Source organism: Roseibium sp. HPY-6 (genome assembly GCF_040530035.1).
Lineage (GTDB): Bacteria > Pseudomonadota > Alphaproteobacteria > Rhizobiales > Stappiaceae > Roseibium.
This window is the reverse complement of sequence record NZ_JBEWCD010000001.1, coordinates 950,096-966,676: the sequence shown is the minus strand read 5'-3', so window position 1 is coordinate 966,676 and position 16,581 is coordinate 950,096. Positions and strand designations below refer to the sequence as shown.

The following is a 16,581-nucleotide window of genomic DNA, read 5'->3' as shown; positions in this document are numbered from 1 at the left end:
GCGTGAGAGTGTTTATGTCATCAAGGTCCTTTCTCAAGACGGTTTCCGCGCTTTGCCTCGCGCTCGTCCTGGCCGCCTGTCAAACCACGCAAACCCAAGCCCCGGCGACACCTTCGGCATCTTCAGCCTCAACTGCGCCTGTCCAAAGCGCGTCGCTTCCGGTTGTCGCCTATGCACCCTCGACTGCGGAGGAGCGTGGATTTTCCGCTCTTGTCATCAATGCATCCAGCGGAGAGCAGCTTTACGCCGTCGATGCGGATGCGGCCCGCTTTCCCGCGTCGCTCACCAAAATGATGACGCTTTATCTTCTGTTCGAAGCCGTTGCTGACGGGCGTTATTCGTTGTCGTCGCCATTGACGGTTTCCGAAAAGGCAGCCGCACAGCCGCCGGCCAAGATCGGGCTGAAAGCCGGTACGACAATCACGGTCGAACAGGCGGCCAAGGCGCTTGCGATCAGGTCGGCCAATGATGTCGGCATGGCCGTTGCGGAAAACCTTGCAGGAAGTGAAGCCGCCTTTGCCCGTCTGATGACACGTCAGGCACGGGCGCTCGGACTTTCCAGGACCCGCTTCGTCAATGCGACAGGGTTGCCGGATCCAAGTCAGGTGACGACAGCGCGAGATATGGCGAAACTTGGCCTCGCACTCAAACGGCGGTTTCCGCAATATGCAAACTATTACCGGGCAAAGTCGTTCAATTATGGTGGCCGAACCTTCAAGGCGACCAACAATTTGCTGGGAAAAGTTGCAGGCGTTGACGGGCTGAAGACGGGTTACATCCGCATGTCGGGATACAATCTGGTTGCCACGTCGCGGCGTGGCGGCAAGCAGCTGATCGTTGTCGTCATGGGCGGCAAGAGTGAAGCTGCGCGAGACCGGGAAGTGACACGGCTTATCGAAGCCTACTCCTGACCCGGTTTCCTTTGGGCCGTCACACTGCGACAGGCTTGAGTGATGGGGCAAACGTCACGCAGTTGCGACCGTTGTTTTTCGACCGGTATAGGCTCTCGTCGACGGCCTGAAGCAGATCTTCCATCACCACCTCGCTTCCATCGCCGTGATAGATACCAGCGGAGGCGGTGATCCTGAAGTCTTCGGGAGCGAAGTCAAACTGGATTTCAGAGATCCGCTGTCTGAGGCGGTCCGCGACCTTGGCCGCATTTTCCCTTGAGATATCCGGCAGAATGACTGCAAATTCTTCGCCGCCGAGCCGCGCGAAGCAGTCGTCCTTGCGCAGTTGTGCCTTTGTGGCAGCGACGACTTTCACCAGCGCCTGGTCGCCTGCCAGGTGACCGAACTGGTCATTGACCTGCTTGAAGTGATCCAGATCGAAGTTCAGCAGGCCGAACGTCTTCCTGGACGAAGCGTGCAACAAGTCTTCTAGGCGTGACTGAAACTCCCGGCGGTTATAAGCGCCGGTCAAAGGATCCCGCATCGCGGCTTCCTTGTGGCGTTGTGCAACCTGCTCAAAGGAGAGAGCGGTTGAGAACGCGCCGGTCAGGCTGACAAACAGCATGGCGCTCATCAGATGGAGATCCTGCATCATGTCATTGATCATGCCCGGGCCGGCAAATGCGTCTCCGGCGAGCCCGTGAAAGATGCGCAGACCGCCAACGGCCGCAAGGAAGAAGAAGGCAAGGACGAGCCCGATGACGGAGATCAGTCCATGGAAGTTCTTTGACGTGTACGCGACAATGGTCGCGACGCAGAGGAGCGTGAATATGACGTTGCCGCCGACATAGGCAAGCATTGGATCGGAAAGCACGTAGGCAAGGACGCCGACCAGCACGTAAGAAGCGGCCGGAGCGAATACGTCGCTCAGTTTGTTCGGCAAGCGCGCAAGAACGCGGGCTGCATAAAGATGAAACCCAAATCCGAGCAACAGCAGCGTGTTCGGCAGAACGTAGGCAACGAAGGTCGGAAGCACACGTTCGAAAGCAAAGCAGATCAGAGCGATCGCCAGTAGAGCATTTGCTGCTGCCCAACTGCGCCAATGGGCGTTCGGTGTCACGCGAAGTGACATCGACTGAAAGGAAATGGCAAAAATCAGCAGCAAAAGCAGGTTTGCCGAAAAAAGCGTCAAAAGATCCATGTAGACGCACTCCACAAACTGATAGCCGAAACCGGCGGTACAGGAGAGCCTATGGTGAAACTGTTTTAGATGTTGTTAGTGCTGGTTAATAGATTTTCATCAAATTGTATGAGAGTGGAAAATCAAATCGAAATGTCCACTGAAAATAGCACTTACCTCCATAGGCACATGTGCGGATTAACATTTTCTAAAAGTCGGCGAAGAATCTACGCTACTTTTATCTAATTTGGTCGAAAAACTGTCTAAAGGCGAAAAAGAGGATCAGACATCTGGGCCTGAAGACTGAATTCTCCGAATAAATTCAGTTATTTATGAGTCTTCAGCCTCTTATCGGAGCTGCTTCGAATTTTGCCGGAGAGGTAGTGAAAAGTCCCGTCAAACACGTAGGACGGGCATGACGACACACGACTTTCCGCGCTTCTGCCGCAAGACCGGCCGGAGTTGCCGGCGAAAATATGGGCGCGGCCAATCCAGCCTGAATCCGGCCCCTTCCGAATAAAGAAAAAACGCCCTGGCCGCTTCTCAAGTTCTGTTTGGGCTGAATTTACTTTGATATTCGAGGCATATTGCCCGACTGAAACCAATTTGCTTTAAACGAGTTGGGCTTGATTTTTCGCGCTATGGCTGTTTGCCTGTTTGAATTCGCGGGATACGAAATCGTGGGGGTCGGCGATTGGCCTGTTGCCCCTTTGAGGTTTCTTGGTGGGGCAATGAAATTAGTCTGGTGTCTGTTTTTTAGTATTTTTCTTTTCACCACTCACAGCAATGCGGCCGGAAAATCGGGTGAATCCGGAGGGGGGCATTCCTGGCGGCTTGAGCGTGAAGGGCAGGGCCTTTCCGCGTATCAGGGAACGGGTTCCGACCATTTCGGCGGCATGCCGGATGCTCAGGAATTAGAGCAACTTCTTGCTAGAGAAGCCGCAGAGGATCCGGAAGACCTTTTCCGGCTGGGGCTCGCCTATGAAAACAGTGAGCTATGGGAGCCGGACTACAAAAGGGCCTTCTCGTATTTTCAAAGGTCTGAAGCGCTGGGGTTCCCCTGGGCGAAATCGCAGGTGGGCTATTACTACGAAACGGGATTGGCAGGTCCTCAGGATTACGAAAAGGCGGTCAGGTTTTACCAGGAGGGCGCCGATTTCGGCGATAGCTGGAGCGGGCTGCGTCTCGGATATCTTTACCTGGAAGGCGAGGGCATCCGCCAGCACGACGGGCAGGCTTTTTTCTGGATCCAGTGGGCAAGCCGTGGCGGCGTGGCGGAAGCAACATCTGCGCTTGGCTGGCTTCATGAAAACGGACGTGGAACAGCTAAGGATCTTACTGAGGCAGCCCGTCTTTACCGCCGCGCCGGTGAAGCAGGCAACCTGAACGCCTGGGTCAATCTCGGGCTGATGCATGAAACCGGTGTGCTTGGAACCCCTGACTACGAGCTGGCAACCGAGCTCTACCGAAAGGCGTCAGATGCGGGTTTCAGCCGCGGAAAACATAATCTCGGAACAATGTACTATTGGGGGCAAGGGGTCGCGCAGGATCAAAAACGCGCGGTTTCACTGTTTCGCAGCGCCGTCGACCTCGGCTATTCCTATGCACATGTTTCCCTTGGTCTGGCCTATGAGCAGGGCGGTGGCGTTGAAAAGGACTATGCTCGGGCTGCCGACGAGTACCAGAAAGCGATAGACGCGGAAGGCTCTGCCCGCGCCAAGGCCTATCTTGGCTGGCTCTATCAGGAAGGTCTTGGGGTTGGCCAGGATCTGGAGAAGTCTAGAGCGCTTTATGAAGACGCTGTAGCAGAGGGACAACCCTTTGCATTGACGGAGCTCGGATTTTCACTCGTCTACGGATCTGAGGGACGCACGCCTAACGTTTATCGTGGCCGCCGGCTTCTGGAAAAGGCCGCAGCTGATGAATACCTTGCCGCGCTTCTTGTCCTGGCTGACATGTACGACAACGGCACCGGCGTCGCCAGGGACAGCAACGAAGCGTTCCACCTGTATCAGCGCGCAGCTGACCTAGGTGATCCGGACGCTCTGGCGTCGATCGGTGACTATTACATGGATGGCGATCAGGTTGATCGCGACTTCGCAAAAGCACGCGAACTCTACAGTCGGTCTTTGGATGCGGGAAACAAGGAAGCGCTGCTTGATCTCGGATACCTCTATACAGAAACCGACTGGGAAGAGCACGATTTCAAAATCGCCATGGAGTACTTTCGCAAGGCCGATGAGGCCGGTGTGGAAAATGCAGCAACCTTTTTGGGCATTGCCCACTTTCATGGTGAGTGGGCACAGGAAAACGACCGGCTTGCGCGTGGCTATTTCGAGCGTGCCGCAGAAAACGGTTTCTATCTTGCGGCAAAGTATCTCGGCTACATGGAAGAAGAGGGCCTGGGCGGCGCGAAGGAGAAAAATGAGGCGGTTCGTCACTATGAGCTCGCGGCTGAAGGCGATGAGCTCTTTGCCGCACAACGCCTTGTAACAGCGTTCAGCGACGATGGTTGGATGACACCAAACCGGCAAAATGCACTTCGCTGGAGGATCCGGGCAGGAGAGCTGGGTGATCCGGATGCGGCCTATGATGCCGCGGAAGTGCTCTACAATGATCCCTCGCAGAAAGATCTGGAACATGCCGCGGCTCTTTACCGGGTTGCGGCCAATGACGGCAATCTGGATGCGTCGGTCAAATGGGCGCGCCTGCAGATATTGGGTGAAGTCGAAGGAGCTGACTATTTTGCAGCGATCAAGGAACTGAAGTCAGTTGCAGACGCGGCGCCGCTGTCGGCTATCGGCCCGTTTTCGCATTTGATCAGGGACAGTGGCGACAATCCCGTTACCCCAAAAGGGAAGGCGGAGCGTGAGCTTTTTCTTGGAATTGCCTACGCCAACGGGATTATTTTTCCGCAGGATGCGGAAAAGGCGGCAGCCCACCTGCAACGGAGCGCCGACCTCTCGTCAAATGCCATTCCCAGCGTCCACGTCTTGCTGGCCGACTTGCTTCTGCGGACAGAGTCCGATGATCCCGAAATCAATGAAGAAATAATGCGGCATTTGCGTTTCGCCGCCAATCGGGGCGAGGCGCTCGCGCAACTTGCGTTGGGTGAAGCCTTTGCCACCGGCAGGCTGCAGAACCAGGCGATTACGAAGACGAACTACAAAAAATCACTGATGTGGCTTCGGTTGGCCGCGGCATCACTGGAGGATGCACGCTACCTATTGGCTTCGAGCCTTTTGCATGGCCTCGACCCCGATATTGACCGGTCCGCCGGCATCGAGAAGCTTCAAGACCTCGCCGTGACCGGCAACGCAGACGCTGCGCTTGAACTCGGATTTCATTTCAGCAATGAAGTAAATGGCGATGATTTTGCCCCGGAAACCGCACTGATCTGGTTCAAAAAGGCGGCTCGGTTCGGAAACACCGATGCGCTGAACTCGATCGGTCTCTTGCATCAGAACAAGATGATCGAAGGTCACTCCATGGAGCAGGCCTATGACTATCTCCTGCAGGCAGCCAAGGCGGGACACTCTGATGCCGCCGGCTCTGTCGGTTGGCACCTGAAAAACGGTTTGGGCGTGGAACGCGACATTTTTGCCGCCGAAGACTGGTTTCTGCGATCTCTGGAAGGGGGCAGCAGATGGTCCAGTCTGAACCTGGCAATGCTCTACGTTGAAGAAGAAAGTTTCGGGAAAGAGAAAACTGCCGAGGCAATCCCTGTTCTGCTTGAATACGCAGACCGGGGAGATGCCTACGCTGCAATGACACTTGGACGGGCCTATGTATTTGGTACCGGTATTACAGCTGACCCAAAACGCGGCGAAACCTACTACAGGCAGGCATTGCAGGACCTGCCCAAGCCGGCACATACGGCGCTGGGGAATTTCTACTTCCTTGGGCAAGGTGGAGAGGTCAACTACGAAAAAGCGTTCGAGCACTATTCGAAGGCCGCCGATCTTGGCAGTGGTATCTCGCTGAACAATCTCGGGTGGATGTTTGAAAACGGGCTTTATGTCGGTCAGGACTACGCGCAGGCCGCGTCACTCTACAGAGCATCCATCAATGCCGGTGACACCGGAGCCCTCGTGGCTCTGGGGTTGCTCTATCGGAACGGGACCGGGGTCATCCAGGATTTCCAGGAAGCCAACCGGCTCTTTCAGGAAGCGATCGGCAGAGGCTCCAGCGGTGGCAAGGCGAATGCCGCTTGGATGCTCCTTAATGGCTTGGGGGTTGAGCCGAACCGATCTGAAGGTATGGCCCTTCTGGAAGAATCCGTTTCCCAGAACGATCACGACGGCACCTACTACATGGCCCTCCTGCTGGAAGAAGGGAAGTTCGTCGACACCGATATGGAAACTGCAAAAAAATATTACGAAATCGCAGCGGACCAGGGCAATTTCCTGGCGGAAGCTGCACTGGAACGCCTTCAGGAAACTGAAAAAACCGCCATTCGCTGAAACGGATACGAGAACAGGAGGCCTGGCTTTTGAAGCGTTTTTGCCGGTTTGACTGACGATCATATTCTGTATCGCGACGGCACAGGTGTCGAACTTGACTACCAGGAAGCGATCCGGTTGTTCAAACGGGCCGAAGTGCTCGAGATCCGGGGCGGGTCCGCGAATTTCGGTTGGATGCAGCTGCATGGCTTGGGCATGCTGGAAGATGTCTCGAAAGGTCTTGCGCTGATCAAGACAGCCGCAGACGAGGAGGATGCCTACGGAGCCTTCTATCTGGCGAAGCTTCTGGAAACTGGAGAGGTCATTCCGCAGGATCGCGACAGGGTTCTGGAGCTTTATAGGCTCGCGGATGAAAATGGCTTTTATCCGGCAAAACTGGCTGTGAAACGCCTGGAAAAAGCCCACAAAACCTGCGCGCCCTCTGCCTAAGAAAAAGCCGAGCGTCGCTGCCCGGCCTTTTAATATCAGTAATGCAGGTCCGGCTTAGTTCTTGGTCTTGTCGACTAGCGCGTTGGACTTGATCCACGGCATCATGCCGCGCAGCTTTTCGCCGACTTCCTCGATCTGGTGACCGTCGTTGAGGCGGCGGGTTGCCTTGAATTTGGCTGCACCCGCACGGTACTCCTGCATCCACTCGGAGGTGAACTTGCCGGTCTGAATGTCTTTCAGGACACGCTTCATTTCCGCCTTGGTTTCGTCGGTGACGATACGCGGGCCGGTGACATACTCGCCCCATTCAGCCGTGTTGGAGATGGAGTAGTTCATGTTGGCGATACCGCCTTCGTAGATCAGGTCAACGATCAGCTTCACTTCGTGCAGGCATTCGAAATAGGCCATTTCCGGTGCATAGCCGGCTTCCACCAGAGTTTCGAAACCGGCGCGGATCAGCTCGACGAGACCGCCGCAAAGAACGGCCTGTTCGCCGAAGAGGTCGGTCTCGCACTCTTCCTGGAACGTGGTTTCGATGATGCCGGACCGGCCGCCGCCGACGCCGCTGGCATAGGAAAGGCCGAGGTCGAGCGCATTGCCGGACGCGTCCTGATGAACGGCGACGAGGCACGGCACGCCGCCGCCTTTTTCATACTCGCCGCGCACCGTGTGGCCCGGGCCCTTCGGTGCGACCATCAGAACGTCGACTGAGGATTTCGGCTCAATGAGACCAAAATGGACATTGAGGCCGTGCGCGAAGGCAATCGCGGCGCCGTCGCGGATGTTGGCGGCAATGTGGTCCTTGTAGATGTCCGCCTGCAATTCGTCGGGCGTTGCCATCATCATCAGGTCGGCCCAGGCAGCTGCCTCTGCAACGGTCATGACCTTGAAGCCATCGGCTTCGGCCTTGAGGGCTGTTGTGGAGCCTTCGCGCAGGGCGACGGCAACGTCCGGCACGCCGCTGTCCTTCAGGTTCATGGCATGGGCGCGGCCCTGCGAGCCGTAACCGATGATGGCGACTTTCTTGGACTTGATCAGATTGATATCTGCGTCACGATCGTAATAAACGCGCATGGGTTCCTTTCTCCCGTTTGCATTCTCGTTTTTGGCTTAAGGCCGGACTTTTTCGCCGGTCTTGTTTGTTTATTGAACTGTTCCCTTGCGGAGTGGCTCCGGAGCCTCAGGCTCCAAACAGCCGGTAAAAACGGTCAACGGCAGTCTCGGCCTGTGACTTGTGATCCTGCTCGGCTGTGCTGGCGCTTTCACCGAGCAGGAAACGGATGTGAACGTCGCGGATCGCCAGTCCGTAAAGCACCTGGTAGGCGTCCTCCGCGTCGTCAAATTTCAAAAGCCCGTGGCGGCGGCCGCTTTCCAGCATGGTCCGGGCACGCGCCGAGATCATATGCTTGCCGCGCACGAGCAGCAGATGACCGAGCCGATTGGAATTGGTGTTGGACTGGCCGATGGAGAGCCGGTTGAGCGCCAGCGATGTTTCGGAGAACAGAACACCCAGAAGCGCTTCAACAAACGCGGTGACATGGGCGCGAAAGGTATCTGCGTCAGCTGTTGCCCCGGATTCTGAGGGAAACTGCACCTGGCTTGCCTGATAGGCAACAACGGCGGCCAGCAGTCCGTCGCGGTCGCCGAACCACTTGTAGAGACTTTCCTTGGAGCAGCTTGCCGTGCGTGCAAGCCCTGCGGTCGTCAGTGCTTTTTCACCGCCCTCGACCAGGAGCGTCAGAGCGTGTTGCAGCACCACCTGCTGACGCGGCGAAAACTCCGGCGCAGCATCCGGGCGGGAAGTGGCGATGTCATAGGCGGCAGCGGGCATGAGTATTGTCTTGACTGGAATACAGGTGATCTGTGCGCAGAACCGTACGGTACGGTTCGGCGTGCGTTATCGCATTGGTGCGAGGGGAGGTCAAGGGCGAAGTGAAATTTTTCGGAAAACGCAGATCGATGCTTTTGGCGGCCGCGCCTTCGAGAAAGTGCGTGCTTCCTCAGGATGGGGATGTCTTTCCCACGGTCAGTCCGGTGCGGCAGGTTGGGGTAAGACGGCAACTCTGAAATTGTCTTCCCGGTTTAGGGTATGAGCGGCAGACTGAGAACTGGTTGTGGGCACCACCTGAAAAAATAGGTTAGACAAGAGCTTACTGGATCCCTGCCTCCGCAGGGATGACAAGAAAAAGATCGGGTCCAGCCTCGTGAAATTTCATCACCAGCGCTTGCACTCTGTCATCGCACATTCGATCCGGGATCTTTGTCGGTTCAGACGGGTACGGGCCTGGCTCAAGGTTGGTGGATCTGCGTGATTTTGGAAAGTGTTTGCGGGTAATGCTTTGCGGTGTTGTCCCTCCGGCGCCGTCCCGGACCTGATCCGGGACCCCTTTCAATTGATGAGATTTAGGTCCCGGTTGAACGCCGGGACGGCACATTTGCTATCGTAAGCATAAGCCGCAGGGTTTGACGCCGTTCGAGACGAGGTTTCTATAAGAACCCCGGTCATCCCCGCCTCCGAGCGGGGGTCCAATGCCTGGTGCAGCAAAACCGGGTTTACGTCGTTTTGCGACGCGCTGCGGCACATTCAATTGAACCTGTCTTCGGTCCGACTTGGATTGGATCCCCGATCAAGTCGGGGATGACCGATCGCGGCAATCGTCAGAAGATCCGAGGCTTCCTCGGGGCAAGAGCAGCCAGTTAACTTTAATGACCATCTGAATGTAAATCCCTGAGGGGTTGTCTCCTCGACATGACCCGGGACTTCGCTCTATTGATGAGATTTAGGTCCCGGCTCAAGGCCGGGACAGCGTCGTTGCTTTCGCAGGCCTAAGCCGCTGGAATTCTTGCCGTTTATAGCCATTTCCAAGCAAATCGGTCATCCCCGCCTAAGCCTGTGAAATCGAGAATATTCCCCTGTAGTAGTCGCCTAATACCCATTCAATCCCTTTGCCTGCTAGCCTTTCTCCATCGTTGTTGAACACTCAGGGAGGATTGGACATTAGTGCGAAGATCCTGATGATTACCGGAGACTTTACCGAAGACTACGAGACCATGGTGCCGTTCCAGGCGCTGCTTGCCATGGGCTATCAGGTCGATGCGGTGTGTCCGGGCAAGAAGGCAGGGGAAGCGGTAGCGACCTGCATCCACGACTTTGAAGGCGACCAGACCTACACCGAAAAGCGCGGCCACAACTTCACGCTGAACGCAACATTTGCCGAGGTGGATGTTGCCAGCTACGACGCCTTGGTCATTCCGGGGGGCCGGGCACCGGAATATCTGCGCCTCGATGGTGCTGTCATCGATGCGGTCAAGCATTTTATGGACGCCGGCAAACCGGTCGCTGCGATCTGCCACGGTGCGCAGATCTTGACAGCAGCGGGTGTTGTTAAAGGAAAAACGGTCTCTGCCTACCCGGCGTGCCGTCCGGAAGTGGAACTTGCCGGTGCGACCTATGCCGATATCGCTGTCGATGCGGCAGTGACCGACGGCAATCTCGTGACCGCCCCGGCCTGGCCTGCGCATCCGGACTGGCTGGCGCAATTCAACGCCGTGCTTGGCGGCGCGGCAGCCGGATCGCTTGCAGCCTGATCGGTGCGTGCCGAACGAGAGCAAACAATGCCGTCGAAGCCTAGCATTTAGAGGAGCTGGGCCGGAGGTCAAAGACATCCGGCCCATCCTTCGAGACGGACCTGGCGGTCCTCCTCAGGATGAGGTTTCGGTTCGGGTAAGGTTTGTTGGGTCGAATTTCACGCCTCATCCTGAGGAGCGCGTCAGCGAGGCTCGAAGGACAGGTCTCGGATCCAGAGCCTTGCTATGTTTGAAGCAGAGGAGCGGCAGGCCTTTGCAGGGCCGGTTGGCCTTCCGTGGAGAGACCTTATATTGGAGAACCAAGGCCGCCGGAGCCGACAAACTGGAAGGGAGGACGACATGTGCAAACTCTTTATCGAAGCTGATCCCGCGCTTTGGGAAAGCAGCACAAAGTCACTGCGCATCGACGGGATGGTGACCTCCGTTCGCCTGGAAACCTTCTTTTGGAACGTGTTGGATGAGATTGCCGGGCGCGACGGCATGAATGTCGTCCAGCTGATCACCCGGCTTCACAACGAAAGCATCGATGCCGGGCATGATCTCGGCAATTTCACCAGCTTCCTCAGGGTATGCTGCGGCCGATACCTTGCGCTTCAGCTCTCAGGTGATGTCCCGACCGACACGCGCCTTCCCATCTCGGGACTGGACGCCGATGAAATTCTCGAGGCGGAGAGCGCACGGGTGCACTGATTGGAAGACGTCTCGACGGTGAAGGCACGTTTCTGGCAGGGGGCCGAAATCCAGCCTGATTGTCATCTCAAAAGTTCGCGGGTTTGGAGACGAACCCGGTCGCGTTGCTTGTGATTGGGCAACAATATCAAAGTGTTTTGGATCCCCGATCAAGTCGGGCATGACGTTCAGAACTCCTCGTTAGCCCTATGCGCCTGCATCCAACCTTTTCACCACCTCATCCCCAATTGCCAAGGACGATGTCAGGCCCGGGGACTCCATTCCGTAGAGCGCGACAAGCCCCTCCAGGCCATGAGCTTCGGGGCCGTCGATCCTGAAGTCGGCGGCCGGTTCACCCGGTCCGGCGATCTTGGGGCGGATGCCGGAATAGTCGGGGATGAGGCTGTCATCCGGGAGACCCGGCCAATAACTGCGGATCGCCTTGTAAAACCTGTCACTGCGAGCCGGGTCGACGTCGTAGTTTATGTCATCGGCCCATTCGACATCGGGTCCAAAGCGCGCCTGACGCTGGAGGTCGAGTGTCAGATGGATGCCAAGACCACCTGGCTCGGGAGCCGGATAGATGAGGTGGGAAAAGGGTGCTTTGCCCTGAAGTTTAAAGTAATTGCCCTTGGCCAAATAGGACTTTGGAGGGTTTACCCCTTCGATCTCTGCCATCAGGCCGGGCGCTGAATGGCCGGCAGAAATGATGAGCTCCCGGCAGGTGAGGGGCGTTTCGTCACCGCCTTGCGTTCTGACCTGGACAGCATACCCATGCTGGATGCGTTCAATGCAAGACACATCCGCATTCAGGACCACCTGCCCGCCATGAGCTTCAAGGCCGCCCTGAAGCGCAAGCATATATCCGTGGCTGTCGATGATGCCCGTGGAGGGCGACCAGAGCGCACCGACGCCATCGAGTTCGGGTTCGAGCTCCGCGAGCTTTCTGCGGTCGTAAAAAACCAGATCGTCGAGACCGGTGTCTTGCGCCTGGCGATGCAATCGTTCCAGTTCCGGTATCTGGGAGTCGTTTGAGGCGACGATCAGTTTTCCGAGCCGTTTGTGGGCGATGCCGTTTTCGGCGCAGAACGCGTAGAGCTGGTTCTTGCCGGGCAGACATAGCTTCGCTTTCAGGCTGCCGGGCCGGTAATAGATCCCGGCATGAATGACTTCGGAATTGCGGGCGCTGGTTTCCGATCCGATCAGGCCATGACGCTCCAGAACCATGACCTCGCGCCCGCGCATTGCCAGAGCGCGGGCAATTGCAAGTCCAATGACACCGGCGCCGATAACGAGGGTTTCGATGTCATGCATAAAGGTCACCAATAATCAGTGCGATTGGATGGGCAACAACAATGTTGCTATCCCCAACGCTACCCCGGCCTTGAGCCGGGGCCTTGTTTGCAAGCTGCGGGATTGTGGTCCCGGATCGGGTCCGGGACGGCACATAGGCTGTGAATTCCCGGAGCGCTCAGCCCCACCACTTTTCAGGTTCGAACGAGCCTGCGGCATCTTCGATGACCTGGCCGACCTGGAAGAGCGTCGCTTCATCGAACGGCTTGCCGATCAGCTGAAGTCCGAGCGGAAGCCCGTCCTTGTCGAGACCGGCCGGAACGGCGATGCCCGGCAATCCGGCCATGTTCACCGTGACTGTGAAAATGTCGTTCAGGTACATCTTCACCGGGTCTGCATGAAGTTCCTGGTCGGCCACGCCGAAAGCAGCTGACGGGGTCGCCGGTGTCAGGATTGCGTCGACGCCGTTTGCCCAGGCAAGATCAAAGTCGCGTTTGATCAGGGTGCGGACCTTTTGAGCCTTCAGGTAATAGGCGTCGTAGTAACCGGCGGAGAGCACGTAAGTGCCGATGAGGACACGGCGCTTGACCTCGTCGCCGAAGCCTTCCGCACGCGTGTTTTCATACATTTCGACAATATCTTTGCCGGGAACACGCAGGCCGTAGCGAACGCCGTCGTAGCGCGCAAGGTTCGAAGAGGCTTCCGCGGGCGCAACGATGTAATAGGCCGGGAGCGCATATTTGGTGTGCGGCATCGAGATATCGACAATCTCGGCGCCAGCGTCTTTCAGCCAGGCGATCCCCTTCTGCCACAACTCTTCGATTTCGCCCGGCATGCCGTCCATGCGGTATTCCGCCGGAATGCCGATCTTCAGTCCCTTGACCGACTTGCCGATGGCCGCCTCGTAGTCGGGGACTTCAATGTCGACAGACGTCGTGTCCTTCGGATCGATCGACGCCATCGACTTCAATAGGATGGCGCTGTCGCGCACCGTGTGGGCGATCGGGCCTGCCTGATCAAGCGAAGAGGCAAAGGCAACGATGCCCCAGCGCGAGCAGCGGCCGTAAGTCGGCTTGATGCCGACGGTACCGGTGAAGGCTGCCGGCTGACGGATCGAGCCGCCAGTGTCGGTCGCGGTCGCCCCCATGCAAAGACGCGCGGCAACAGCAGTTGCCGAACCGCCGGAAGATCCTCCCGGAACAAGGTCCTGGTTGGAGTCCTTTTTGCGCCACGGGTTGATCACGTCACCATAGTAGGAGGTCTCGTTGGAAGACCCCATCGCGAACTCGTCCATGTTGAGTTTGCCAAGCATGACGGCGCCGTCAGACCAGAGGTTGCTGGTGACGGTGGATTCATAGGCGGGCTTGAAGCTGTCCAGGATATGACTGCAGGCCTGCGTGTGCGCACCCTTTGTGGCGAACAGGTCCTTGATGCCGAGCGGAATGCCCTCAAGCGTGCCGCCATTGCCACCGGCGAGCTTGGCATCGGAGGCCCTGGCCATGTCGCGCGCCCGGTCGGCGGTGATGCTGACATAAGCGTTGAGCTGCCCGTTGGCGGCCTCAATGTTCGAAAGGAACGCGTCGGTCAGTTCGAGTGATGTGTAGTCCTTGTTTTTCAGCCCCTCGCGGGCGTCGGCAATGGTCAGTTTGGTCAGGTCGGTCATGACTTGGTTCTTTCAGTTGGCCGTCAGCGGCCTTGAATAAAATACGGAATAGGGACTGTCGGGATAGTCGAGCACCGGTCCGCAACGGCTGAAGCCGGCACGCTCATAGATGCGCCAGGCTGCCGGATGTTTGTCGCCGGTCTCCAAAACAAGTGCGGAAAAGCCTTCACTTTGCGCAAGCTGAACAATCCGTTCGAGGATCTTGCCGCCCAGGCCCTGTCCCTGAAAGATGGGGCGCGTATACATGCGCTTGACCTCAGCAATCCCGTTTGCGTGCCGGTGAAGTGCGCCGCAAGCGGCCGCATCGCCGTCAACCCTGGCCACAAAAACGGTGGTCGCATCACCGGCCATGTCCTCGGTCGACATGTGGTAGCACGCTTCCGGGGGTGACAAGGTCAACAGCACCTCGTTGAGCTCGGCAATCATCGCGCCCATGTCCTCTGACAAGGGGGTTTCGATCGAGATGACAGGGGCTTGGGGCGACATTGCCAAACAGACCTTATTCGACGACTTTCGGGACCATGAAGAAATGATCTTCGGAGGCCGGCGCGTTGAGCGTTATGTCGTCGGCCTTGTTGCCGTCGGTGATGCCGTCAACGCGTTTCTTCATGGTCTGCTCGACCACGGACGTCATTGGTTCGACACCGTCGATGTTGACTTCGTCGAGCTGCTCGACAAACCCGAGAATGGCGTTGAGCTCACCCGTCATCCGGGTGGCGTCTTCTTCGCTGACTTTGATGCGTGCTAGCCTGGCAACGCGTTTCACTGTGTCGGTATCGACAGACATGGGATCCTCGTCTTGCTGGATATTCGCGTCCGCTGGGACGGAACGGAGCGTGTTGCGTGCAGGGTCGGGTCCTGCGTTCGTGGCCGCTTATAGCCAAAATCGAAGCATCCGGGTGTGAATTCGCATTGGATTCAGCCAAGATCAGAATTATACGGTACCAACTAGAACCGTAATTCAAATTGCTGGATCATAACCTTTATATTTCGGGCGAATAAACGGGAGAGTGAGTTGAGGGGGCGGCCGAAGGAAACCCGAGTGAGCGATGCGCTTCTTAACGCAACGCTTCGCGAACTTTCAGAGACCGGTTACGCCGGCACGACCGTAGCTCGGATTGCGCGGAGCGCGGGGACGAGCAAACAGGCGATCTACAGGCGCTTTCCGGATAAGACGGCACTTGCCGCCGCAGCGCTGGCGAATGGCTTTCTGGCTTTCAGGCCGGAGCCACCTCTGCGAGGCAGTGTTGCGGAAGACCTGCGGCGGTATCTCGTTGGTCTTGCCAAAGCGCTGACCGAAACACCGCTTGGCGGCGCGATCAGATCCCTTTCCTCCTATCGGGACGTTTCCGAATTTGCCGTTGTTTTTGCGGAAGCGGAAAGCGGTCAACGCTTGGCGCTGCGGCAGATCCTGATCGCAACCCCGTTTGAAGCTGACATGGAGACAAGGATCGATCTTTTGCTTGGATTGGTGTCTTTCGGCACGCTGGTTCGCGGACATATTCCGAGCGCAGATGATCTTGAAAAGGCAATTCACCTCGTTCTGGGCCTTGTCGCGCCGCGCGATCCCCGGCCGTTTTCCGGGCTTCCCGGCACGTGAAGGTGGTGGAAATCACATTTTCTAGCAAGCTCCTTTCATCTCTGTGATCAAAGGTTATTGGCCATTTACCGCGTCAAGGGACATGTTTGCACCAGCACGGTGCACAAAGACGCCGCGCGTAACGCCTTCTCTTACCCCTTGTGGAGACGTCCATGCCGCTTTACACCTCAAAATCCGTCCTGCTGGGACTGACAGCCCTGTTTTCGGCCGTCGCTTTTTCCGCGACCGCTGACGAGATCACGACCTTCACGAAGGGTGGCGCTGCCATCGGCGGCACCGATCCCGTTGCCTACTTCACCGAGGGCAAGCCGGTTGCCGGTTCCGATGAGTACACATTCCAGTATGACGACGTGACCTGGAAATTCTCGTCCGCCGAAAACCGCGACAAGTTTGCTGCCGAACCGGCAAAATACGCCCCGCAATATGGCGGTTTCTGCGCATTCGGTGCTGCCATGGGCTTCAAGGTCCCGGTCGTGCCGGAAGCGTGGTCGATTGTCGATGGCAAGCTGTACCTCAACAACTCGCTGAAGGTGCAAGAACGTTTCGAACAGGACGTTCCGGGACATATCAACAATGCGACCTTGAACTGGGAAATCATCAAGGACAAGAAGCCGGAAGATCTGAAAGAACCGATCATCCGCAACTGATCGTCCTATGAGTTAATTTGCCATTACCTCCAAACTTCCTTTCAGCCCGCCAATCGGCGGGCTTTTTTTTGAAAGACTTCTCCGGCGTGACGCTGTGTTTAGGCTCATCGAACAATGCAGCACTTTAAAAGACGATAGACACTTGCTAAATCTTGAGTG

The 16,581-nt window shown here is 57.0% G+C and carries 14 protein-coding genes; 7 read left to right on the top strand and 7 right to left on the bottom strand.

Going from position 1 to position 16,581, the window contains the following annotated elements; all coding sequences use genetic code 11:
• The first annotated feature begins 14 nt into the window (after positions 1–14).
• A complete protein-coding gene (locus ABVF61_RS04590) occupies positions 15–911 on the top strand; it encodes a D-alanyl-D-alanine carboxypeptidase family protein (protein ID WP_353992350.1) in 897 nt (298 codons plus the stop codon).
• Positions 912–930: 19 nt separating this feature from the next.
• Here the strand turns inward: ABVF61_RS04590 and ABVF61_RS04585 are convergent, their stop codons facing one another.
• A complete protein-coding gene (locus tag ABVF61_RS04585) occupies positions 931–2,091 on the bottom strand; it encodes a GGDEF domain-containing protein (protein WP_353992349.1) in 1,161 nt (386 codons plus the stop codon).
• A 710-nt stretch (positions 2,092–2,801) separates the two neighbouring features.
• Here ABVF61_RS04585 and ABVF61_RS04580 point away from each other — a divergent pair.
• On the top strand, positions 2,802–6,533 hold the full coding sequence (locus ABVF61_RS04580; protein WP_353992348.1) for a tetratricopeptide repeat protein: 3,732 nt from the start codon (positions 2,802–2,804) through the stop codon (positions 6,531–6,533).
• 48 nt (positions 6,534–6,581) lie between these two features.
• Positions 6,582–6,962: a tetratricopeptide repeat protein gene (locus tag ABVF61_RS04575; protein WP_353992347.1), complete on the top strand. Its 381-nt coding sequence runs from the start codon at positions 6,582–6,584 to the stop codon at positions 6,960–6,962.
• A 54-nt stretch (positions 6,963–7,016) separates the two neighbouring features.
• Here ABVF61_RS04575 and ilvC read toward each other — a convergent pair whose 3' ends face one another.
• Entirely contained in the window at positions 7,017–8,036 is a 1,020-nt protein-coding gene (ilvC, locus tag ABVF61_RS04570; protein ID WP_353992346.1) for a ketol-acid reductoisomerase, read from the bottom strand.
• A gap of 106 nt (positions 8,037–8,142) precedes the next feature.
• Positions 8,143–8,793 carry a TetR/AcrR family transcriptional regulator gene (locus ABVF61_RS04565; RefSeq protein ID WP_353992345.1) on the bottom strand — a complete coding sequence of 217 codons (651 nt, stop codon included), beginning with the start codon at positions 8,791–8,793 and terminating at the stop codon, positions 8,143–8,145.
• 1,184 nt (positions 8,794–9,977) lie between these two features.
• Between ABVF61_RS04565 and ABVF61_RS04560 the strand changes: the two genes are divergently transcribed.
• The gene (locus ABVF61_RS04560) at positions 9,978–10,550 is read left to right on the top strand and encodes a DJ-1/PfpI family protein (RefSeq protein ID WP_353993664.1); all 573 of its coding nucleotides are present in this window, start codon (positions 9,978–9,980) and stop codon (positions 10,548–10,550) included.
• A 339-nt stretch (positions 10,551–10,889) separates the two neighbouring features.
• Positions 10,890–11,240: a ribbon-helix-helix domain-containing protein gene (locus tag ABVF61_RS04555; protein WP_353992344.1), complete on the top strand. Its 351-nt coding sequence runs from the start codon at positions 10,890–10,892 to the stop codon at positions 11,238–11,240.
• A 186-nt stretch (positions 11,241–11,426) separates the two neighbouring features.
• Here ABVF61_RS04555 and ABVF61_RS04550 read toward each other — a convergent pair whose 3' ends face one another.
• The 4 genes from ABVF61_RS04550 to gatC all read right to left on the bottom strand — a co-directional run bounded on the left by ABVF61_RS04550 (position 11,427) and on the right by gatC (position 14,962).
• Positions 11,427–12,533 (bottom strand): NAD(P)/FAD-dependent oxidoreductase, encoded by a 1,107-nt coding sequence (locus ABVF61_RS04550; protein ID WP_353992343.1) that lies wholly within the window; start codon positions 12,531–12,533, stop codon positions 11,427–11,429.
• Between the two features lie 157 nt (positions 12,534–12,690).
• Positions 12,691–14,175, bottom strand: a complete 1,485-nt coding sequence (gene gatA / locus ABVF61_RS04545) for an Asp-tRNA(Asn)/Glu-tRNA(Gln) amidotransferase subunit GatA (RefSeq protein WP_353992342.1) — start codon at positions 14,173–14,175, stop codon at positions 12,691–12,693.
• A 12-nt stretch (positions 14,176–14,187) separates the two neighbouring features.
• Positions 14,188–14,661 carry a GNAT family N-acetyltransferase gene (locus tag ABVF61_RS04540; RefSeq protein ID WP_353992341.1) on the bottom strand — a complete coding sequence of 158 codons (474 nt, stop codon included), beginning with the start codon at positions 14,659–14,661 and terminating at the stop codon, positions 14,188–14,190.
• 13 nt (positions 14,662–14,674) lie between these two features.
• A complete protein-coding gene (gene gatC, locus ABVF61_RS04535) occupies positions 14,675–14,962 on the bottom strand; it encodes an Asp-tRNA(Asn)/Glu-tRNA(Gln) amidotransferase subunit GatC (RefSeq protein ID WP_353992340.1) in 288 nt (95 codons plus the stop codon).
• A 255-nt stretch (positions 14,963–15,217) separates the two neighbouring features.
• Here gatC and ABVF61_RS04530 point away from each other — a divergent pair, with 255 nt between their 5' ends.
• Together ABVF61_RS04530 and ABVF61_RS04525 are read left to right on the top strand one after the other, a co-directional pair.
• Complete coding sequence (locus ABVF61_RS04530; RefSeq protein ID WP_353992339.1) at positions 15,218–15,775, top strand: TetR/AcrR family transcriptional regulator; 558 nt, start codon at positions 15,218–15,220, stop codon at positions 15,773–15,775.
• A 152-nt stretch (positions 15,776–15,927) separates the two neighbouring features.
• Complete coding sequence (locus tag ABVF61_RS04525; protein ID WP_353992338.1) at positions 15,928–16,422, top strand: YHS domain-containing (seleno)protein; 495 nt, start codon at positions 15,928–15,930, stop codon at positions 16,420–16,422.
• Positions 16,423–16,581 lie beyond the last annotated feature (159 nt).